Source organism: Corynebacterium sp. MSK047 (genome assembly GCF_030232285.1).
GTDB classification, from domain to species: domain Bacteria; phylum Actinomycetota; class Actinomycetes; order Mycobacteriales; family Mycobacteriaceae; genus Corynebacterium; species Corynebacterium jeikeium_D.
In genome coordinates, this window is the sequence record NZ_JASPJI010000003.1 from 18,869 (window position 1) to 40,435 (window position 21,567).

Genomic DNA, 21,567 nt, shown 5'->3' on the forward strand with positions numbered 1-21,567 from the left:
GCTGGGCATTTTCGAGTGACCTTGGGTTTATACGTTGTGTAGTTGCAAAAGTCCGCCGAACGGTGGGTGTTCCACGGCGGAAAATAGCTGATATGTGTACAAACTTGTAGGGAAAATGTTAGCCACCTCACCCCAGGAAATTACAAAATAGGCACCCCGAAGTGGGTGCAATGCGCTCGCTTAACCACGGCCCAAGCGCCGAGCCTCATCCAAGAAACCGACCGCCTAGTGTCGTGACCTTGCGGACAGGAAATGGTTTTTTGACCGACGGTGGCGTAGTCTGGGCAATCGGTGTGAAATCCTGACGACAATGTCGCAGAGAATCTGGCAGCGGTATAAATTCGCTGGTGAAACGCTTGAAAGTGCATAGTGCATGATGGGCGCCCCTCCTCGGAAGTAAAAGCTGAATTGGGTTTGGGCGCAATTTTTCGAAGTATGTGCAAGAGAAGCGATGTCATCGCAATTCCGACGTGAGAGCACTGAAAAACAAGAACGTAAATTGGGCGGGTCATGTATGTGCGACCCAACTGTGAGTAATCAACTGTTGAATATTGAGTGTGCGGGCGAAAAGGCCCAGGAAGAGCCCCAAATGGCTAATAATGAAATGAATGGCAGCGTCGAGGAAAACCGCGAGGATCAGCGCGAAAACCGCGAGGACGCAATTGTGAAGGCCGAGGATGTAGTGGCCGAGGAAGCACCGGTGGTCGAAGAGAAGGCCGCTGAGGAAAAGACCGAAAAGGCCGAGGTCAAGGAAAAGTCCGAAAAGGCCGAGAAGAAGGCCGAAAAGAACAAAGACGACAACGGCGACGACACCGTCGGCTTCGATGAGCTTGAGCTGCCGGATGACATTGTCAATGCAGTTCGCAAGGTTGGGTTTGAGACTCCGTCCCCAATTCAGGCTGCAACTATCCCGACTCTGATGAGCGGCCGCGACGTCGTCGGCCTGGCTCAGACTGGTACCGGTAAGACCGCGGCGTTTGCGCTGCCGATTCTGGCTCGCATTGATCGCTCCGTCCGTGCACCACAGGCTCTGGTGCTCGCTCCGACCCGTGAGCTGGCGCTCCAGGTTGCGGATTCCTTCCAGTCGTTTGCTGATCACCTGGGCAAGATTCAGGTCCTGCCAATCTACGGTGGTCAGTCCTATGGAGTGCAGCTGTCGGGTCTGCGCCGAGGTGCGCAGATTATCGTCGGCACGCCTGGTCGTGTCATCGACCACCTGGAGAAGGGCTCGCTGGACATCTCCGACCTGCGCTTCCTGGTACTGGACGAGGCCGATGAGATGCTGCAGATGGGCTTCCAGGAGGATGTCGAGCGCATTCTTGCCGACACCCCGGATGACAAGCAGGTCGCGCTGTTCTCGGCTACCATGCCGGCTGCGATTCGTCGCCTGTCCAAGCAGTACCTGACGGAGCCGGAAGAGATTACCGTCAAGTCCCAGACTCGCACTGCGGACAACATTCGCCAGCGCTTCCTGATGGTCAGCCACCGCAACAAGCTGGACGCGCTGACCCGCATCCTCGAGGTCGAGGAATTCGAAGCGATGATCATGTTCGTGCGCACCAAGCACGAGACCGAGGAGCTCGCCGAGAAGCTGCGTGCCCGCGGATTCTCCGCTGCCGCCATCAACGGCGACATCCCGCAGACTCTCCGTGAGCGCACGATTGATCAGCTCAAGGACGGTCGCCTGGACATCCTGGTGGCAACCGATGTGGCTGCTCGTGGCCTGGACGTTGACCGCATTTCCCACGTGGTCAACTACGACATTCCGCACGACACCGAGTCCTACGTCCACCGCATCGGTCGTACCGGCCGCGCTGGCCGCTCCGGCGAGGCGCTGCTCTTTGTCACCCCGCGTGAGGGACGCCTGCTGCGCTCGATTGAGCGTGCAACCAAGTCGCAGCTGCACGAGATGAAGCTGCCGACCGTCGATGAGGTCAACGACTCTCGCAAGCAGAAGTTCGCTGATGACTTGACCGAGGCGCTTGCTGATTCGCAGGTTCCGGTCTTCCGTGAGCTCATCGAGGAGTACGCAGAAGAGCACGACACCCCACTGGTTGATATCGCCGCCGCTATCGCTGCGCAGGCACAGTCGGGCGACTTCCTAATGAAGGAACCGCCGCGTGGCCGTCGTAACGACCGTGACCGTGATCGTTTCGACCGCGACCGCAACCGTGGCCGCGATGGTCGCTCCCGCGGTGAGCGCGGTCAGGGCAAGCGTGCTGACCTGGTCGAGTTCGACCGCGAGGGCACCGCAACCTACCGCATCAGCGTCGGTCGTCGCCAGCACGTCCGCCCGGGTGCCATCGTCGGCGCCATCGCCAACGAGGGTGGCCTGTCCTCCAAGGACTTCGGACACATCGACATCCGTGGCGACCACACACTGGTCGAACTGCCGGCCAACCTGCCGCAAGAAGTCATCAACAACCTCTCCGATACCCGCATCTCCGGCCAGCTCATTGGGCTGAAGCTTGACGACGGCACCTCGGTCGACGACAGCGATAACTACCGCGGTGGCCGTGGTGGCTACCGTGGCGATCGTCGTGATGGCGGCCGCGGTCGCGGAGGATACCGTGGTGGTCGCGGTCGCGATGACCGTCGTGGTGGTGGCCGTGGCCGTGGTGGCTACCGTGGCAACTTCGATGACGGTGACGATTTCGGTGGCCGTGGTCGCGGTCGCGATGACCGTCGTGGTGGCGGTCGCGGTCGCGGTGGCTACCGTGGTGGCCGTGATGACCGTCGCGGTGGTTACCGAGGCGGACGCCGCTAAACCTGCTAGGTGAGGTGAGCTGGGGGGGGGGCGTCGTCAGGCGACGACCGACGACCGCCCTTGGCACTGACCTAGAAAATAAAAAACTGCCGGTACGCATGTACTTTCAAACCCGATTAGTCGGGCCGAAACGTACAGACGCACCGGCAGTTTTATTGTGTCTGAGCGTGAGCTCTAGATGAAGAACATCAGGATGCCGGCGACAACCCACAGCAGGGAGAAGATGCCGGAGAACATGGCCAGCTGGCTCTTCTGCTTGTCCCAGTCGAGCTCTTCAGCCTTCTTGCGACGTTCGATGAACTCCGGATCGTCAGCATCCTCGTCTTCGTCAGCGATGCCGAGGCCGGCCATCATCAGACGCTGACGCGGAATGACCAGGAAGAACAGCAGTGCCCAGGCGATGATAGCCAGCAGGATTGCGGCGTGCATTGCCCCGGACTTCATGTAGGTCGACACATCGGTGAACATGACACCGAAGCCGAGCAGCGGCACGAGCAGCGACCACATGCCGTAGGTGCGCGAAATGGCGTGCATGGTGCGCGCGGCGCCGACCGTTCCTGCCTCTCCGCCGCGGGCTGCAAGCGCGAGCTTCGGGAACATCGAAATTGCGACAGTCACCGGTCCTAGCAGCAGAATTGCCGCCAGGACGTGAACCATAAGAACTACGTTTTGCACGTATTACCTTTCCACGACTGAATGTAGGCCTCGCGTTCAAGCGAGGAGTGGCCTGGATATTTCTTTATTAAGACCAGTCCTTAACTTAACGTGCTCGCACTATTTTCTCTATTTCGTGCCTTTCCTCGCGCGGATTCCACACGCAGTGGCCATCGCCTTCCAGTCTGCCGACGATACGGGCAGGTCCCATTTAATGGCCACCGCTAAGTAACGATGCGAATAGTCACACGCTTTCGCATCCTCGGCAAGCCATTCCGCCGGGCTGGCATCTCCTTTATCCCGGTTGACCGCGCTTCGCGTGGGCACGAGGTTGGTCTCGATATCGTTGGCAAATTGCCGACGCCTCTCGGAATCCCAGGCGTAGGCTCCGAAATCCCACGCCGCTGCCAACGGATAAATGTGGTCGATATCGACCTCATGCGCACCAACTGGGTCACCCGTGTAAGGGTCGGGGATTTCGCGCGGGGAGCCGTCGTCAAGCGAACATGCAGAGCCCCCGAACCACGCCGCCAACACTTTATGGCGTGTATTGCAATCGGCAGAACCTGCCCAGACGTCGAAGCGCTCGCGCTTGTATCCGGTGACGGTGGGGCGGTCGGCGACGACGCGTACGGTGCGCAGTTGCTTGACGACGGCTTCCGTCTCCGACCTCGCGGGGGAGGAGGTGACGAGAACTCGCGTAAGCGCAAAGGATGAGACAAAGGCGGTAGTCAGGGAGGCGGCCAGGATGGCAAATAAAAAAGGGCGCATACCTAGTTGGGCGCGAAAAATACTTTTTCGGTTCCCTTGTAGGTATGCGCCGGGGCTAGCCTGCGGGGCTAGCGGAGGCCAAGCCTAGATCAAAGCGTTAGACCAGAGCCTGCTTTGCTGCGTGGTCGAACTCTTCCTTGATCTTCTCGTTCGGCTCCTTGGTAAGCAGCGTGACAATAATCATCACGACAGTTGCAGCGGCGAAGCCCGGGACGATCTCGTAGAGAGTGTCGCTGAGCGAGCTCATGCCCCATGCGAAGGAGACAACCGCACCGGTGATCATGCCGGCAGCAGCACCAGGGGTGTTCAGGCGCGACCAGTAGAGGGCGGCCAGCAGCACCGGGCCGAATGCCGAGCCGAAGCCAGCCCATGCGAAGCCAACCAGATCCAGAATGGAGCTGTTCGGGTTAGCAGCGATGATTGCGGCGATGATGGCGATCAGCGCGACGGCGACGCGGGAGAGCGTCATGTAGGTCTTCGGACGCAGGGACTTGTTGACCGTTGCCTTGAACAGGTCCTCGATCAGCGCGGAGGAAGACACCAGCAGCTGTGAAGAAATGGTGGACATGATTGCTGCCAGCACTGCAGTCAGAATCAGGCCTGCAATCAGCGGGTGGAACAGGATGCGGGTCATGTCCAGGAAGATGGTCTCGTAGGAAGACGCATCAGTGACCGAAGCATCTGGGTTCGTAGCGAAGAAAACAGTTGCGGTCAGGGCCACGAGGACCGAGCCGAGCATGCACAGTGCCTGCCAGCCAACGCCCCAGCGGCGACCCTCAGTTGCGTCCTTTGCACTGCGCAGAGCCATGAAGCGGACGATAATGTGCGGCTGGCCAAAGTAGCCCAGACCCCAGCCGAGGAGACCGATAATAGTGATTAGCGGAATGCCGGCGAACGGATCGAAGAAGGTCTCAACCGGCTGTCCCTCGCTGCCCGGGTACGGGTTGTTAGCAGCAAAGCTGAAGATGTCCGAGAAGGAGTTGCCGTTGTTAATCAGGTAGATGATGCCGACAGTCGGAACCGTCAGCAGCGCAATGAACATGATGATGCCCTGCACCGCGTCCGTGTAGGAGACAGCAAGGAAGCCGCCGAACAGGGTATATGCGACAGTGATCCCCGCAACCAGCAGCATGCCGACGAGGTAGCTGCCACCGAACGTCGACTCCCAGTAGCGGCCACCTGCGACCATGCCCGAGGAGACGTAGAAGGTGAAGAACAGCAGAATAATCAGGCCTGCGGAAACGCGCAGCACCTTCGACGTATCGTGCAGACGGTTCTCCAGGAACGACGGCACGGTAATCGAGTTACGAGCAATCTTGGTGTAGCTACGCAGGCGCGGTGCGGTGAACTTCCAGTTCAACCATGCGCCTGCGACCAGGCCGATTGCAATCCAGGTCTGATTCAGGCCTGAAAGGTAAATCGCGCCGGGCAGACCCATTAGCAGCCAGCCGGACATGTCCGATGCACCCGCTGACAGTGCTGCGACGAACGGATGCAGACCGCGACCGCCAATCATGTATTCGTCATACTCTGCGGTCTTTTTCCATCCGGTCCAACCGATGTAGACCATCAACAGCAGATAAATGACTAGTGCGATGATGAACCATGTTTGTTGGTCCACAGGGCAACTCCTCATTATATATTAGTCGTACAGTCGGACTCGCGCACTACCTAGCGCACCAAAAAGCATTTTCGGCGCACAACTCAGTTTCGCTTAATCAAGTCTGCTTGACGACGTTCACAGCGCCGCGGCAGCATCGAGCCAAAAAGTGGCCGACGTCCACGGTGGAACCTGCGGTTCGCGATTCAGCACAGCTTCAGCTTCCGGACTATCTTCGACAGTCAGCGGAGCCTACTGGCACATGCGAACCATGGCAGAACTATTGCACGAGTCACACATTTTTAATTCTTGTGGCCTATACGACGTTTTCATGTGATGCGCTGCATTGCAAGATAAGAAGCGTTGAAAAAGCTTTTAAAAATCGGTTAAGTGCGACAAATTACCTGGGAAAAGGGGTATTTGGGTAGAGGAGGAGTAATTTTTGCAAGATACATAATTCGAACATGCGTGCTAATGTTGTGGTGTGGTGGAAAAGCTGATCCGGGGTGCGTGGCAGAATCTTCATTGAACAAATATCTGGTGGCGAAGTCGCCGGGTGATTAGACGGTGATGACTGAGCAAGCAGTGGGGAGGAAGTAATGGACCAAGTTGCTAAGTCAGCGGTGCCGTTGCTGCTGCACGCGGTCTGGAAAGATGATTCGGGTCTTCACCTATGGGTGGAGCGGCCAGAGGGGCACCGGATTATTGCGGACGTGGATTTGCTGGAAGTCCCGGCGCATCAGCGTCGGCTTTTTGCAGTGCTGGACCAGGGGAGTCGAGCGCAACTGACGCTAAAACTGCGCACACCGAAGGGGCGGGCAGTAGAGAAAGCGGTACCCACATGGGTGTTCCCGCCATGGGCTGCGGTGACGGCACTGGTGCAATTGCAGGAGGAAGTTTCCTCGGCGGCGATGGCACCGGATCTTCGGTTCTTTGTGGATGTTGTACAGGGATTGGATGCTTTCGCACGCTCTGGGCGGGCATTGGTGGCGCTGACGTGGGAAGACAATGAGTGGTGGCCGACGTGGCGGATGTCGGAGGGGCTGAGTGAGATTGCTTGGCAGAGTCAGGTCATTTCTCGTACACCACCGGTATTGATTGATAACGGAGGCGCCACGGTGGCTGAGGATTTCATCAATCGGATGTTTCATTGGGTCACCAACGCGCTTCTGGCCGATCTGGATGAACCGGCAGAACAGCGGCAGAGTTTCGTGCGGTCGTTGTTGCAGTCTCAGTCCCTGGGGCGTGCGACGCCGGGGGTGGCGCAGTCACTGGCAAAGTGGAGGCTGTCGGCCGATGGTGAGGATGTTCGTCTGCAGCTAATGGTGCAGGAACCTGTTGGTTTTGAAGGCCAGCTGGAAGACTTGCCGGATGTGGATCTTCCGCAGCTGTTGGAGTTGCGGAATCGAGCGGATGAAGAAGGCGGCTCAGTAACTCGCTTCAATCCTCGTTCAGCTGCGGTGGAACATGAGACTCTATGGCCATTGCGGATGTACTACCGCATCGGCGTCGCAGCTCCGGAGCGCCTGAATCCAGAAATGTGTCGCCGGTCCGTGCTGTCGCTGCTTCGCCCGCAGCTATTGGCGGCACAGGAGGCATTCCCAACGCTCAAATATGCGAAAGCAGCGGGACACCCGGGCTTGGATCTGCTGCTGACCTCAGAGCAGCTGATAGAGCTTATGACTGATGGCATCTCGCAGCTGGCAAAGGTTGATATCGATGTGATGCTGCCGCCGAACTGGAAGTCAGTGGAGACCACCCTGCAGTTGCACACTGAAGTCGTCCAGTTAGATCCGACGGGGCCTGCTGGGCGCCGTTCGGAACCGAAACTCGGATTTGACCAACTGGTTGATTACGAGTGGAAGCTGGCCGTGGGGGATGCCGTACTGACGGAAGCGGAAATGCGTGAGCTCGCTGCATCGAGTACGGGGCTAGTGCATCTGCGAGACCATTGGGTGCACGCGAACCCAGAGGTAGCTAGGGAAGCCCTGAAGTTTTTGGTGGAGCAGACCAAGGCCGGGGAGGAAACCGGTAAGGGGCAAGCCACCCTGAAAGAGCTGGTCTTCGACGGTGGCTTAGAGTCGCAAGCTCCAGCAGCAGTGCCAGTCGCCCCCAGGGACCCCTCTTGGCTCAAGGCGTTGGTGTCGAAGTACTCAGACGGTTCCACGGCCCTCGCAGAGTCGGTCGAGGTGCCACCGAGTTTTGTCGGTGAGCTGCGGGAGTATCAACAGCGCGGTGTGGAGTGGCTGGCGGATATGTCCAACCGCGGCTTTGGTGTCATTCTCGCTGACGACATGGGGCTTGGTAAGACTGTGCAAATTCTGGCGCTGTTGGAGTATGAGCGCTGCCGTCGTCAAGCGGATGCGAAGGATCAAGAGCACAAGGCTTCGCTTCTGGTCGTTCCGACAGGTGTGCTGCGCAATTGGGCAGCAGAAGCGGCAAAGTTCACTCCAGAGCTCAAGGTTGGGCTACTGCATGGTTCACACCGCCCTCATGGTGAAGAACTACAGGAATTTATCGGGAAACACGATGTTGTTGTGACGACCTATGGTGTTGCTACCCGCGATGTGAACGAACTGTCCCAAGTGCAGTGGGATCATGTGATTGCTGACGAAGCGCAGGCAATTAAGAACCCCAACGCCCAGGTATCCAGAGCGCTGCGGAGCCTGGGCTCGCGACACAACATCGCCATGACTGGTACTCCGGTGGAAAACGACTTGGGCGAGCTGCGCACCATCATGGATTTCTGTAATCCAGGCATGCTGGGGTCGGCGAATGCATTTCGCAACAAGTTTGCGATTCCCATCGAGCGTGATGGGAATGCGGAAATGCTACTGCAATTGCAGTCGATTACAGCACCTTTTATCCTGCGCCGACTCAAGTCGGATCCAGCTATCGCGCCGGACCTGCCCAAGAAGAATGAGCAGGTGGAGATGGTTCCTCTCACGACGGAGCAGGCTTTCTTGTATCAGGAAGCTGTGAAGGACATCGAGGACAAGCTCAAGCGCTCGAAGCGGAACCGCTCTGGCAACTTCGGGCGAAAGAGCATCATCCTCGGCGGCATCATGAAGTTGAAGCAGATTTGCAATCACCCAGCGCACTACCAGCACGACGGCTCAGGGCTGCTTAATCATGGGCAGCATCGCTCGGGCAAGGTTGCACGGCTGGAAGAGCTCGTCGATGAGATTGTCCAAAACGGTGAACGCGCGCTTGTGTTCACGCAGTTCGTGGAGTTCGGCAAGATGCTCGTCCCTCATTTCAGCAAGCGCCTGGGCGTGGACATTCCGTTTATCCAAGGGGCAATGACTCCGGCGCAGCGCGAGAAAGTAGTGGCAGAGTTTAATGCCCCGGACGGCCCACCAATCATTTTGCTGTCGACTCTCGCGGCAGGTGTTGGCATCAACCTGGTTGCCGCCAACCACGTCATTCACATTGACAGGTGGTGGAATCCAGCAGTTGAAAACCAGGCCACGGACCGCTCTTACCGCATCGGTCAGCGTAAAGACGTACACGTGCACAAGCTGGTCAGTGTGGGAACGCTGGAAGAGCGTATCGACGAGCTGATTTTCGAGAAGGCAGAATTGGCGGATGCGGTTGTGCGCGCTGGTGAAACCAAGCTGACGGAGATGGACTTTCACCGTTTGCGGTCTCTGTGGCAATTGGACAAGGACAAGATTCAGTCACTGCGTGAATCGATGGACGCAGCGGAGTCAAAGTCCGGTGGGACGGTGACCGATGGGGTGAACTCGGAGGCCACGGCATCGGATTCCGCATCCTCGGATGACGATTCGATTCCCAACAATGTGACCCCGTTTAGAGTCCAGAAGAGGTGGTACTGATGGCCGGTGACGGAGACGTGACATGGGGCGACAATGTCATCTTTGCCGAGTTTGGCAAGGGCCCCTCTGGAAAGCGTGGTCGCAAAAGGACGACAGCGCGAAGCGCACCAGCAACCAGCTCGACGATTGAAAAGCTCCTGGCCACCCAGGACTGGGCCGGTGCATTTACCGGACAGCCGCGACGTGGAACCGCAGCGCGCGTGGCGGTCGAGCCACGTACTACTTTTGCCCGGTGGGTGTGGGAGTTCATCATCCGTGGCGCTGATTCGGGTCGTGTTCACAGAGGTGAGAAGTACAGGTTCGACGGCAATGTGCTGGGGCTTCGAATCGCGGATGGTTACATCATCGGTGAAGTGCAGGGCAGCCAGCCGGAACCATTTTCAGTCTTTATTCGGTTCCCACGGCGGGAGCAGAAACAAACTGACGACGTACTGCGGTGGTTGGTGAACAATCCGTCGGCCTTCACAGAGTTTGAGCACGGTGAATTGCCGTATGAGCAGATGGAAATGCTGTTGTGCGATGGTGAAGAGCACATTTACAGCGAATGCACCTGCCCGGACCCGGCACCTGTGTGTAAGCACACCGTTGCAGTTGCCGCTCAACTCGTTGCCGATATCGACCGCGATCCGCTGTCGCTACTGCAGCTGCGCGATTATCCGCAGCGCGAATTGCAACGCCGGCTTCAGGAACTAACACAGCTACGAAACCGGACTGCGCCGAAGCGCCTCGGGCTTGGCGGCGCGGTTCGGGAGGATCCCAATAAAACCGCCCAGAAGTCGGATGAAGCTGGTGGAAATGATGGCGGTGACAACGAGCAGAAAAAGGTTGCCGAGCTTTTCGCTGTCGAAGCCGACTACTGGGGCAATGATTTGGAACGAGTCAGCGTTCCTTCGCTCGAGGTTATTGACCCACTAACAGTTACCGACCGCAGTTTGCTGCATGAAGCATTGCAGCCAACCTGCGTAATTTCGAGAGAGACCATTCGTGCAGTCGCCGATTTGGAAGATTGTTGGCAACATCTGCAGGAATCGCTGAGCCTGGGACAAAAGGAGCGCTAGTCATGAAATTCATTCACACCTCAGATTGGCAACTGGGAATGACTCGGTGGTTCCTAGAGCTCGACGGCGGTGAAGCCCAAGCTAGGTTCCACGAAAGTCGCCTCAACGCCATCGACCGCATCGGCGAGTTGGCGACCAGCGAAGGCGCTGAGTTCATTGTCGTCGCTGGAGACGTGTTCGATTCCAACACATTGCCGGATAAGGTGTTCCTGCGGGCTCTTGAGCGAATCGCCAAGTTACCCGTGTCGGTGTATCTCCTACCCGGCAACCATGATGCGCTTGATGCTTCTTCCATTTATCGACGTAGCGCCTTCGAATCTTTGGAAGACCGAGGAGTTTACGTAATTCGCGACAGCGCGCCCATTGCCATCCGTGACGGGGTGGAAATCATCGGTGTGCCAGTGCGCGGCAAGTATTCGGCAGACGACATCGTGGCGGAAATAGCTACGGCGCTTGAGCCCGCCGATGGAATCCGAGTGATGGTCGCACACGGCCAAGTAGAAGGCTTTGGTGCTGATGCAGGAGCTACCATTGATCTGACCAGCTTGGAACAAGCTATTGACCGTGGGGCGTTGCACTATGTTGCGCTGGGGGATTCCCACTCCACGAGCCAATTCGATCATGCTGGCAGAGTTTATTTCTCCGGCGCACACGAAACCACAGCGTACGACGACAAAGAACGGGATTCCGGCAATGCGCTAGTCGTCGACATTGCAGAGAGCGGCCCCGAAAAAGGCTCAGTTACCGTGGCCTCCCACCGAGTGGGGCAGTGGGCTTTTCATGCCATAGACATGGATATCACTGGCGCGGAAGACCTCGATGAGTTCTTTGCTGAACTGGACGGTATCGAGGCGAAGACAGACACAGCGGTGAAGTATTCATTGCGAGGAACCGTGACACTGTCAGAGTCGACTACCTTTGAAAACCGACTTGAGCAGTATCAACAGCTTTTCGCTGCACTTTATCGCCGGGAAAGTGGCTCCGATTTGACGGTGGTTCCGTCCGAGGGGGATATCTCTAATCTCAATCTCACCGGTTATCCGCTCATAGCTGCAGAAAAACTAACGGTCTTGAGTAAGGGACGAACCGAGAGCGGTAGCCCCCTATCAGAATCTGAAACCACCGCAGCAGCCGATGCGCTTCGCTTGCTGGCGCGCCTGGCCGGAGAGAAGGAATAAATCATGCGTTTTCACGACATCGAATTACACAATGTACGTGCGATTGATTCACTCTCAATCACAGGGCTAGCCGAGCGGGGCGTGGTAGTGATTTCCGGTGAAAACGAGTCGGGTAAGACGACAATCGCCAAAGCTATTCACGTTGCGCTGACGACAAAATGGAAGTCCAGGTCAAGCGAAGCGCTTAGTCTGAACAGTCACTCCAGCCAGGAAAAGCCGCAGGTTAAGCTCCGGCTGGAGCTTGACGGCTACGAATTTACGCTGGACAAGATCTTTGGTAGCACCAAGGACACCGGCACAATCGTCACCGTCCACTCTCCGACAGCCGAGGTTCTTAAAGATGACCAGGCGGAAGAGTGGCTGGCCGCACGAATGCACAACGCGGACACCAAGAACCTGTGGCAGGTTTTCGTTGCTGAACAGGGGCAAGCGCAAAAGACACTCTCCTTGGGCGGTTATGCGCAGGTCACAAGCGCACTGCAGTCGGCATCGGGGCAGCGCGCGGAAACCGCAGAAGAGGTAGGTCTGTTTGAAGCCGTTGAAGCTGAATACGGCAACTATTTCCAAAAAAATGGCAAAGAGCGCAAGCAGCTTACCGACGTAGACAAGGAGCTGGCGGAAGCCCAGCAGGTGCGCGACGAAGCGGCGAAAAAGGTCCGAGAATTCGAAGCGCTCAATGAGGAAGCTGCTCGTAATGAAGAAAGCCAACACACGCAGCGGGCATCGTTGCCAGAAGCCAAAAACGAAGTCGAGCATTGGGCGCAGGCACTCGAAGAACTCGAAAAGTTCAGGGTTGCCGTGTCCCAGGCACAGGAGGTCTCTGCAGCGGCGAAGCAGCAGCTGGACTTAGCTAAACAGGCTCAGCAAGAGCGGGAAACCTTCATTCAGCAGGCACAAGATGCCAAGGACCAGCATTCCGTCGCAGAGAAGAGAGTTGCTGAACTTAAGGAAGCGTTCGATAAGGAGGTCGCAGCTTTAAAGAAGGCGCAGGAGGATCGCGATGCGGTTGTGACCGCGTACCGCGAAGCTCGAAAAGCAGAAGAGCTGGCTGCAGCTGAAGTCGCATTGGGGGAGAAGCGCGGCTTGGTTGAAGCCTTGTCGAAGCGAGTGGAGAAGCTCGATGCGCTCCGCGCGCAATTGGCAGAGCAAAAGGAGGTAATTGCTCGGAATTCCGTTACCGAGGAGGTAATGGAAAAACTGTTGACCTGCGAACGCGAAGTTGCAACAGCCACCGCTGTGCTGGAGGCGTCGAGCCCGAGTGTGCAGCTCTCGGCTAGTAGTGCGCAGGAGGTCACAGTCGACGGCGAGAAAGTGGGGCTAGCTCCGGAGGCTGAGACAGTTCAACGTGCGGTTACTAAGCCGTTGGCCATCGAAGTTGGCGACGTCACGGTTGCTATCCAGCCCGGAGACGGCTCAGATTCGCAGCAGCGCAAGCTAGAAAAAGCAGAGATATCGCTCAAGGAACAGCTTGAGGCGGCAGGCGCTGATTCTGTCGCGGAAGCACAAAAGGCATACGCACGACGTCGTGAAGCGGAAAAAGCAAAATTCCAGGTGGAGACATCCATAACTGCGGTGTCCGACGGTGTGGAGTATCACCAGCTGACCGCAGAGTTGGACGATGCGAAGGAAGAAGCACGAGTACAGGGCGAGCGGTATCGGGAACTTGCGGGCGAGGATGCGCCGACGGAGATTGACTTGGTGTCGGCAAAGTCGCGGCTGGAAAAAGCTGCAGGGGGGCGTAGGGATGCCGAGTCGGAGCGTGACAACGCCGATATACGCTTGTCGAAGCTGGAAAAGCGACCTGCACACGCCAACTATACGAAGGCCAGCAGCGAGCTTGAAGGGGCTCGGTCCGTCCTGAAGGTCCGCGAAGATTCGCTTACGACGGCGCGAGAAAAAGCCTCGGATGCCGAGATTTTTGCTGCGGTGGAAAACCGAGGCAAGGACTATGAGGCGGCAGAAGAGCAGCTGGCTGCGGCTCTGAAAGAGCTGGCGCAGCGGGATGCCGACGATGTGGAAGCATCGCTCGCGGGCGCTAAGCAGCGACGGGATGCAGTTGAGAATCGCCTGGCTGAGCTGGAAAAGCGCCGGCAAGAGATTCGGGTGCACTTGGACTATTTCGACAGCGCGAATGAGAAGCTGGCAGCTGCTGAGGGGGTAGTGGAGCGAACACAGCGAGATCGGGACTCGATGCGTCGCCGTGCAGCCGCCGCCAAGACTCTTATGGAGGTAATGACACAGGCACGTGCGGCATCGCGGAATGCGCTGGCTGACCCCTTGCTCCGCAAGCTCGAAGAGTACGGCGGCGGTGTGTTCGGTGCGGGAACCCAGTTCACGATGAATGAGGACTTGCAGATTGAGTCACGGTCCAATGCCGATGGCAAGTTCGATGTCGATGAACTATCTGGTGGAGCGCAAGAGCAGCTGGACATTCTGCTGCGCTTGGCCGTTGCCGGTGTCATGGAGGGCGGCCAAGGCGCCCCGGTGATTATTGATGATGCGTTAGGTTATTCAGACGAACACCGTTTGCGGCGGATGAATAATGCTCTTGCCAAAGCGGGGCGCGATATGCAGGTATTAGTCCTGACGTGCGATGAAGCCCGGTTTGATCGTGTGACAGGAGCGGAGTTTATGAAAATTCAGGATTTGGTTTCAAGATAGTAGGCTCTGTACATATGCAAGATGTTCCGTGGTTAAGTGATGAAGAGCAGCGGTTATGGCGCTCAATTCTGAACGCTAAACGGGCCGTTGATAGGTCAATCGATCTTCAGCTGCAAGATTCTCTCGATATTTCCACTGCAGATTATTCGGTTCTGGTTGCTCTCTCCGAGGCTGAAGACAATGTTGTCCGCATGCGCACCCTGTGTGAGTCCCTGGAATGGGACCGCAGCCGAATGTCGCACCAAATTACTCGCATGGAGCGACGCGGACTAGTAACTAAGGAACGCTGCGCCTGCGATAACCGTGGTATCGATGTCACGCTTACTGAACACGGTCGAACCGTGATTGAGAAGGCGGCGCCGAACCATGTGAAGCTTGTACGTCATGTCTTGTTTGACGTGCTCGGTGAAAATATCGACTATCAGGGGATTTCCGCTGTGCTCGATAAGATTGCAGCGACCGCCAATGCTGCGGTCACCGATTCCGTCGACGGAAAAGCAGAGTAGTCAAAAGTTTTTCTGTGAGTGTTTTCTCATTTGTCTCCGCTTCGAGGCTCTCACCATTAGCCTAGAGCAGTATGAACTCATTTGAATGGCTGAGTGATGATGAACAGCTCTTTTGGCAGTCGATGGTAGCTGCTTTTCGCGAGGTAGAGCGCAATATTGAGCGGAGCCTACGCACTCGAACCGGGCTGACGTTCGCGGACTTTACCCTGCTCATCGCTCTGCATGAGGTGGAGGATGGGATTCTGCATGTTGACAAGATTTGTGATCGACTGAAGTGGAACCATCCTCGCGCGCTGCTGCATACCAACAGGTTGGAAAAGCGCGGATTTATTCACACCGAAGATCACGGCGAAGACCCGGACTCGGATTATGTCGTCGTCCTAACAGGCGTTGGTCGACACGTGTTTGCCGAAGCGGCACCAGATTACGTAGACACGGTTCGCGAGGAAGTTATTTCGCCACTTGCGAATGAAGACCGCGAAGTGATGCTGAGGTGCTTCCAGGCGGTTCTCGAAAGGAAATAAGCCCCCCTACGCCCTGCTAGTAAAAACCACCACTAGCAGGGCGCTTTTTTCTCTCCGTTTCAAGCTGTAAGGTAAGGCGTGCCTAATGCAAAGGGATGAGTATTCACTTCTCTTTGTGCACCCTAAACATTAAAAACTACGCAGAAATAAATCAGGCAGAAACAAGAACGCATGAGAGTCAATATTTTCGCCAAGGCTAAAACCGCGCCAAAGACCAAAACTCTGGCCGCAATCGGGTGTGCAGCGCTGAGCTTCGTCGCTACAGCATGCGGTGCGGACGCAGAGTCGAACACGGCTGCCGACAACAAGGGAGAACTCACTGTCACTGATGTCGCAGGTCGCACTGTGACCTTCGACAAGCAGCCAGAACGAGTAGTGCTCGGTGAAGGCCGCGCCATGTTTGTCACCGCGATGCTTGACCAAGAAAACCCGGGTGACCATGTTGTCGCCATGGGCAGCGATCTGCATTCGGGCGCTCCATCGTTTGAAGCCAAGCTTTTCGAGACGAATCCAGAGCTGAAGGATATGCCGACCATCGGCAATATTGCCAAGGGCGATGTCACAGTTGAAAACCTCATCTCCCACGACCCAGACGTGGTCGTCATGACCCTTGACCACAAGAAGGCCGCGGAGGAGTCCGGCTTCCTCACCAAGCTCGATCAGGCAGGCCTGAAGTACGTATTCACCGACTTCCGTCAGAAGCCCCTGGAGAATACCGCCAAGTCCGTCGAGCTCCTCGGCCAGATCGTCGACGAGCAGGACAATGCCAAAAAGTTCACCGACTTCTACACTGAGCGCGTCAACGAGATCACCGAACGTGCCGCCAAGCTCGAAGACAAGCCAAAGACCTTTGTCTGGCGAGCAGCTGGTCTCAAGGATTGCTGCTCGACCGTCAACAAGTCCAACCTCGGTGACCTTGTCACAGCAGCCGGCGGTGAGAACCTCGGAGACAGCCTCCTCGACACCGAATCGGGCGACGTGACCGCAGAGAAGGTCCTGTCCGTCCAGCCGGAGAAGATCATCGCCACCGGTGGTTCTTGGGCGCTCGATCCGAAGAAGCCGGAAGTGCTGCCACACGTCGAACTCGGCTACACCGCCACCCCAGAGACCGCACAGCGCACTCTGGAAGGCCTGCTGAAGACTCCGGGTTTTGACACCCTGACCGCGCCGAAGAAGGGGGACCTGTACGCCGCCTTCCACCAGTTCTACGACTCGCCGTACAACGTCTTCGCGCTCGAGCAATTCGCCAAGTGGATTCACCCAGAGGAGTTCGCTGACCTCGACCCGGTCGCTGACTTCGCCAAGTTCCACAAGGACTACCTGCCCTTCGAACTCAGCGGCACCTTCTTCACCGCGCTGGAGCCGACCAAGTAACCCATCTTCCACCATCGAAGAAGGAATCCGATGACTTACACCAATCTGCACGCTCCCGCGTCAGGGCTTGACGACGAACCCCGCGAGTCCACCTCCACCAACGGCAGTGGAGGTCAAGAGTCGCAGCCCGCCACCGAACAGCACGAGTGTCCGTCGTCAAGCACGACCTACGACTCTGCGCGACAGTACCGACGACGCTCGGCACGGAAAATCGCCATCATTGCGGTGCTGGTGGGGCTGGCCGTGTGCGCGTTTGTGGTGGCGACGATTGTGGGGCCGATGGCACTGAGCGTGGGGGACGTCGTCCGTGGCATCGTGAGCCCGAATGATGTGGACGAAACCACTCGTACGGTGCTGTGGAAGCTGCGTCTGCCTGCATCGGTGATGGCAGTGCTGATTGGTGCAGCGCTGTCGCTTGCCGGTGCACAGATGCAGACAATCCTCGATAACCCTCTGGCGGAGCCGTTTACGCTCGGTATCTCGGCTGCAGCGGCGTTCGGTGGGGCGGCATCGATTGTACTGGGCTGGGTGATTATTCCGCATGCGCAGTTCAACCTGGCGGCCGTGGCCTGGGTATCATCCGTCGTCGCTGTGGCGATTGTGGCGGCGGCGTCGGTATGGCGCGGCTCGGGTAAGGAATCGATGATTCTGCTCGGCATTGGTCTGGTGTTTCTATTCCAAGCGCTGTTGGCGCTGTTGCAATACCGCGCGACTACCGAGGCGCTCCAGCAGATTGTGTTCTGGACGATGGGCTCGCTACAGCGCGCGAACTGGGTGGCCAACGGTATCATTGCGGCGGCGCTGCTAATCGCTATTCCGTTCACTATCCGCTATGCGTGGGCGCTGACGGTGTTGCGGCTTGGCGATGCCCGAGCAAAAGCCGTGGGCATCAATGTGGATAGGCTGCGCATTGCGACGCTGATTGTAGCCTCGCTGCTGGCAGCAACCGCAGTGGCCTTCGCCGGCATCATCGGCTTCATCGGACTGGTCGGCCCACACATTGCACGCATGCTGGTCGGTGAAGAACAGCGCTTCTTTGCCCCGGCATCGATGGCGGCGGGCGCGGCGCTGCTTGCGGCAGCTCATGCGGTATCCATCACGGTGGTGCCGGGTGTGGCAGTGCCGATTGGCATCATTACCGCAATCGTCGGTGTCCCATTCTTTGTCGGCTTGGTTTTTCTGCGTAAGAGGACGGTGTGGAACTAATGGGCGTATTTCTCGATGTCAATGACGTAGCTGCAGGCTATGGCAAGCGAAAGGTGCTGCGCGGGGCGTCAATACGCACGCTGAAGCCAGGTACGGTGACGGGTTTGCTCGGGCCAAACGCTGCGGGCAAGTCCACACTGATGACCACGCTGGCGGGGATTCGAAAGCCCATGTCCGGGGAGATTGTTCTGACCCGTGACAATGAACGGGTTATCGGTTCCGAACTGCGCGAAGTCGTCGGCTACGTACCGCAGGATCTACCGGCCAGCGCCTCGCTGACCGCATTCGAATCGGTACTGGTCTCTGGCCGGCGCGCCGGGCGTCTGCGCGTGCGCGGCTCCGAGATTGAGCATACTGCGGCGGTTCTCCGGAAGGTTGGTATTGAGCACCTTGCCGACCGCTTCGTCGGCGAGCTCTCCGGCGGTCAGCGTCAGCTCGTCGCCGTCGCGCAGATGTTTGTCCGCGATCCCGAGGTCATGCTTCTCGACGAACCCACCTCCGCCCTCGACCTGCGCCACCAGGTGGAACTCCTACAGCTCGTCCGCGCGGAGGTCGCCTCACGGAGCTCCTTGGCGCTCGTCGCAATCCACGATCTCAATCTCGCAGCCCGCTACTGCGATGAGCTTGTCATGCTTCACGACGGCCACGTGGTTGCCCAGGGGAGTCCTGCTGACGTTCTCACACCGGATCTTTTGGCCCGCGTCTATGGAATTCGAGCCCGCGTGCTTAATGATGGAGGCGTTCCTGTGGTGTGTCCTATTGAGGAAGACCAGGTTTCTGAGGCCGCATAGTGCGGATTTGGCTGGGGTGCGGGGCATTTCGCTAATCGCCCCAGCCAAGTGGTAACATCTTTTCTCGTTGCACTTGTTGTGCTTGTGCCACACGCCCCCGTAGCTCAGTGGATAGAGCGCCGGTTTCCGGTACCGAAGGTCGGAGGTTCGACTCCTCTCGGGGGCACGTCTTATCCCTTAAGCGGTTAGGTTCGATTAGATTCGCCTGGTTGCTTGAGGGATTTTTGTTTCGGGTGTACCTGGCGGAAGCGGACCAATCCGAGTTACTGACTGCGTTTATGACAAAAATGACCCAAAAAATGGCCTGAAAGTGTCATAAACTCACACAGTTTCACAAGTGCAGCCCGCCGGAGATCCCGGTTAGTTGGCCGGGCGACTGACCGTGCCGTCCGGATAGCGGGCAAAGCGCCCCTCTTCAAAGGGTGCAACCGGATCGTTGGAATCAAACCGCCATGCGCCGAACTCGCCACGCTGGTAGGCATCGAATGCCTCAACGAGCTCTTCGCGGCTATTCGCGACAAACGGGCCATGCTGATACACGGGAGCGCCAATTGATCGGCCTTGGAGGATGAGCGCGAAGGCTCCCTCGTCACCTGCAGAAATGTCCAGTGCCTCGGTTGAGCGCAGCACTGCGCCCTCTTGCACCAGCGTTTCGCCCTCGATAGTGAGGCTGCCGCGTAGAGAGTAGAGAGTCCGAATTGTCTCGGCATGTTTGGTTGGTGGCAACGTTAGCTGTGCGCCCGGCTGCAGGCGCAGCGCCCACACGGCTACATCGGAATCTGGTGCAGCGGCCCAGGATTCCGGTGGTGGAGCAAGCGGCTGAGTATCGCCGAATGCGCCAGCGATGACTTTTACGTCGTAACCGTGGCCATTGTCATCAGTGCCGGTGACGTGTGGAGTGTCCTCGGCCGAAAAAATCTGGAAGTGCGGCTTCGCCCGTTTGCCCGCCGGCGGCAGGTTCAGCCAAATCTGGAACATGTGGTGGGGATTGGGGCCATCGACATGCAAAAGCGGAAACATCTCTGCGTGCGCTGTACCTGCGCCGGTGGTCAGCCACTGCGTGTCGCCCTCGCCGTAACGAGCCTGTGCGCCCTCGGCGTCGGTGTGGTCAACAAAGCCTTCCTCGACGATCGAGATGGTTTCAAAGCCGCGGTGTGGGTGGGAGGGGAAGCCGGGGACGGTTGTGCCGTGGTACATGGACCAGCCGTCCTTGCCGGAAAAGTCCATGCCGATATTACGGCCGAGCAGAGAGGCATCGGGAGCCATAGTTTGGCCCTTGGCCTGTGGATATAGGTCATAGTGGTGGACGGCAAACAGGAAGGGATCCATGCCGGGGAGCTGTGGGTTGTCGGCTACTGAGAACTTTTGAATGATTGCGCTCATGGAAGGCTCCTTTAGCTAGGTTGTTTCATTTTCCATAACGCATTGTTGTCATGTCAATATTCCGAGGTTTGGTTGAAACCGCTGTGGAGCTTCGATTTGAGGTTTAGCCTGGAATCTATGACGGAAACCGAAGTTGCGCTGAAAAGACCCAAAAGCCCTAGTGCAGTATGGGGACAAGCAGTTATCTATGCTGCCATTTTCGGGTTCTTAATCGGAGTCATTGCATGGGCGGGATTGACAACTAAGTGGATTTTTCCCGGTGTGTTGCTACTAATCGCGGTTCAGTTCGTTTTTGATTACCGCAATAGGGAAGGGGTCTTTGACCCGGACTGGGAGGACAATGCCTTCAAATGGGATAAAAGGGCGCGACAAGGTTGGGCTGCAGTCCTTGCGCTGGTTATTGTGCTGGTAGTTGCATCAAATGTGCCGCGGCACCATGTTGGCGCTACCGCTGCGGTGACAATCGTGGCGGTAGCGGTGATGCTATTCGTGTCAGTCAAAAGGTACTGGCCAGGGCGATAACGGGGAGTATTCGCCCCTACCCAGCAATAATCACAATCAAGGTGCGCGGGCCGTGGACACCTTCGACGCGGGAAAGCTCGATATCCGAGGTCGCAGAAGGCCCGGAAATCATAGTGATTGGAGCCGTGGGGTCAACCTCTCGCAGGCGGGAAATGGCCTCCGGAATGCCAGAGACAATCGTTTCTGCTGGGACGACACAAATATGCTTATCCGGCACCAAGGTCAGGGCTCGGCGCCCGGAGGTAGCGGAGCCGTCCAGGAAAATGGTGCCGGTCTCCGCGCAGGTAACCGCAGAGCTGGTGACAATGGCATCGAGTTCGTCCAGTTCGCGGGCGTTGAAACCGGTATCGACGCGGATTTCGGTCGCCCCTTCAGCAGTCTCGCCAGAGCCAAGCCCCGCAACCCAGTCGCGGTCCAAGCCCTCGGGGATACCAATCAGCGAGGCCCCAACATCCGCAATAGCCTTCTTCACTGCGTCATTGATTTCAGTTGCCGAGCTGCCACAACGGCGCACATCGGCTTTGTAATCGGCGATGCGTTCGTCGGCAAGCGAAACGATGTCCTTGTGGGGCAGCTCCGAGCTTCGTTCATAGTCGCGTGGAACGGAGAAGTGCGCGCCGGGCTCGCCGGTGATAATGCCCACGTCAGAGGCTAAATCGCGGCCCTCAAAGGCAATCTTCTGCGCGTTGCGGATGCGGCCGAGAATGTCGTTTTTGGCGCCAGAGTTGGTCAT

The 21,567-nt window shown here is 57.6% G+C and carries 16 protein-coding genes and 1 tRNA gene; 12 read left to right on the forward strand and 5 right to left on the reverse strand.

The genetic code is table 11. The features are described 5' to 3' along the window. The first annotated feature begins 589 nt into the window (after window positions 1-589). Window positions 590-2,767 carry a DEAD/DEAH box helicase gene (locus QP981_RS01525; protein ID WP_284857354.1) on the forward strand — a complete coding sequence of 726 codons (2,178 nt, stop codon included), beginning with the start codon at window positions 590-592 and terminating at the stop codon, window positions 2,765-2,767. Window positions 2,768-2,941: 174 nt separating this feature from the next. Here the strand turns inward: QP981_RS01525 and QP981_RS01530 are convergent, their stop codons facing one another. The 3 genes from QP981_RS01530 to putP form a co-directional block, all read right to left on the reverse strand. Continuing rightward, entirely contained in the window at window positions 2,942-3,442 is a 501-nt protein-coding gene (locus tag QP981_RS01530; protein ID WP_070643423.1) for a DUF2269 domain-containing protein, read from the reverse strand. A 108-nt stretch (window positions 3,443-3,550) separates the two neighbouring features. Next, the gene (locus tag QP981_RS01535; RefSeq protein ID WP_070643421.1) at window positions 3,551-4,192 is read right to left on the reverse strand and encodes an HNH endonuclease family protein; all 642 of its coding nucleotides are present in this window, start codon (window positions 4,190-4,192) and stop codon (window positions 3,551-3,553) included. Window positions 4,193-4,289: 97 nt separating this feature from the next. Then, entirely contained in the window at window positions 4,290-5,813 is a 1,524-nt protein-coding gene (putP, locus tag QP981_RS01540) for a sodium/proline symporter PutP (protein WP_070603715.1), read from the reverse strand. A gap of 578 nt (window positions 5,814-6,391) precedes the next feature. Between putP and QP981_RS01545 the strand changes: the two genes are divergently transcribed. From QP981_RS01545 to QP981_RS01590, 10 genes are all read left to right on the forward strand, one after another. After that, complete coding sequence (locus QP981_RS01545; RefSeq protein ID WP_284857352.1) at window positions 6,392-9,631, forward strand: DEAD/DEAH box helicase; 3,240 nt, start codon at window positions 6,392-6,394, stop codon at window positions 9,629-9,631. Further along, window positions 9,631-10,689, forward strand: coding sequence for a hypothetical protein (locus QP981_RS01550; RefSeq protein WP_284857351.1), 1,059 nt, complete (start codon window positions 9,631-9,633; stop codon window positions 10,687-10,689). Before QP981_RS01545 ends, QP981_RS01550 begins: the two co-directional genes overlap by 1 nt. A gap of 2 nt (window positions 10,690-10,691) precedes the next feature. Next, window positions 10,692-11,867, forward strand: coding sequence for a metallophosphoesterase family protein (locus tag QP981_RS01555; RefSeq protein ID WP_284857350.1), 1,176 nt, complete (start codon window positions 10,692-10,694; stop codon window positions 11,865-11,867). Between the two features lie 3 nt (window positions 11,868-11,870). Further along, window positions 11,871-14,528 carry an ATP-binding protein gene (locus QP981_RS01560; RefSeq protein WP_284857349.1) on the forward strand — a complete coding sequence of 886 codons (2,658 nt, stop codon included), beginning with the start codon at window positions 11,871-11,873 and terminating at the stop codon, window positions 14,526-14,528. 14 nt (window positions 14,529-14,542) lie between these two features. Next, complete coding sequence (locus QP981_RS01565; protein WP_284857348.1) at window positions 14,543-15,034, forward strand: MarR family winged helix-turn-helix transcriptional regulator; 492 nt, start codon at window positions 14,543-14,545, stop codon at window positions 15,032-15,034. 71 nt (window positions 15,035-15,105) lie between these two features. Continuing rightward, the gene (locus QP981_RS01570; RefSeq protein ID WP_016422437.1) at window positions 15,106-15,558 is read left to right on the forward strand and encodes a MarR family winged helix-turn-helix transcriptional regulator; all 453 of its coding nucleotides are present in this window, start codon (window positions 15,106-15,108) and stop codon (window positions 15,556-15,558) included. A gap of 171 nt (window positions 15,559-15,729) precedes the next feature. Further along, window positions 15,730-16,932 (forward strand): ABC transporter substrate-binding protein, encoded by a 1,203-nt coding sequence (locus tag QP981_RS01575; RefSeq protein ID WP_284857347.1) that lies wholly within the window; start codon window positions 15,730-15,732, stop codon window positions 16,930-16,932. 30 nt (window positions 16,933-16,962) lie between these two features. Beyond that, window positions 16,963-18,138, forward strand: a complete 1,176-nt coding sequence (locus QP981_RS01580; protein ID WP_038628438.1) for a FecCD family ABC transporter permease — start codon at window positions 16,963-16,965, stop codon at window positions 18,136-18,138. Further along, entirely contained in the window at window positions 18,138-18,929 is a 792-nt protein-coding gene (locus QP981_RS01585) for an ABC transporter ATP-binding protein (protein WP_284857346.1), read from the forward strand. Before QP981_RS01580 ends, QP981_RS01585 begins: the two co-directional genes overlap by 1 nt. A gap of 93 nt (window positions 18,930-19,022) precedes the next feature. Beyond that, a tRNA-Arg gene (locus QP981_RS01590) sits at window positions 19,023-19,095 on the forward strand. A 194-nt stretch (window positions 19,096-19,289) separates the two neighbouring features. On the opposite strand, the gene QP981_RS01595 is transcribed toward QP981_RS01590, so the two are convergent. Continuing rightward, entirely contained in the window at window positions 19,290-20,312 is a 1,023-nt protein-coding gene (locus QP981_RS01595) for a pirin family protein (RefSeq protein ID WP_284857345.1), read from the reverse strand. 117 nt (window positions 20,313-20,429) lie between these two features. Between QP981_RS01595 and QP981_RS01600 the strand changes: the two genes are divergently transcribed. After that, window positions 20,430-20,834 (forward strand): hypothetical protein, encoded by a 405-nt coding sequence (locus QP981_RS01600; RefSeq protein WP_016422442.1) that lies wholly within the window; start codon window positions 20,430-20,432, stop codon window positions 20,832-20,834. 16 nt (window positions 20,835-20,850) lie between these two features. On the opposite strand, the gene QP981_RS01605 is transcribed toward QP981_RS01600, so the two are convergent. Next, window positions 20,851-21,567, reverse strand: a complete 717-nt coding sequence (locus QP981_RS01605; protein ID WP_016422443.1) for a LutC/YkgG family protein — start codon at window positions 21,565-21,567, stop codon at window positions 20,851-20,853.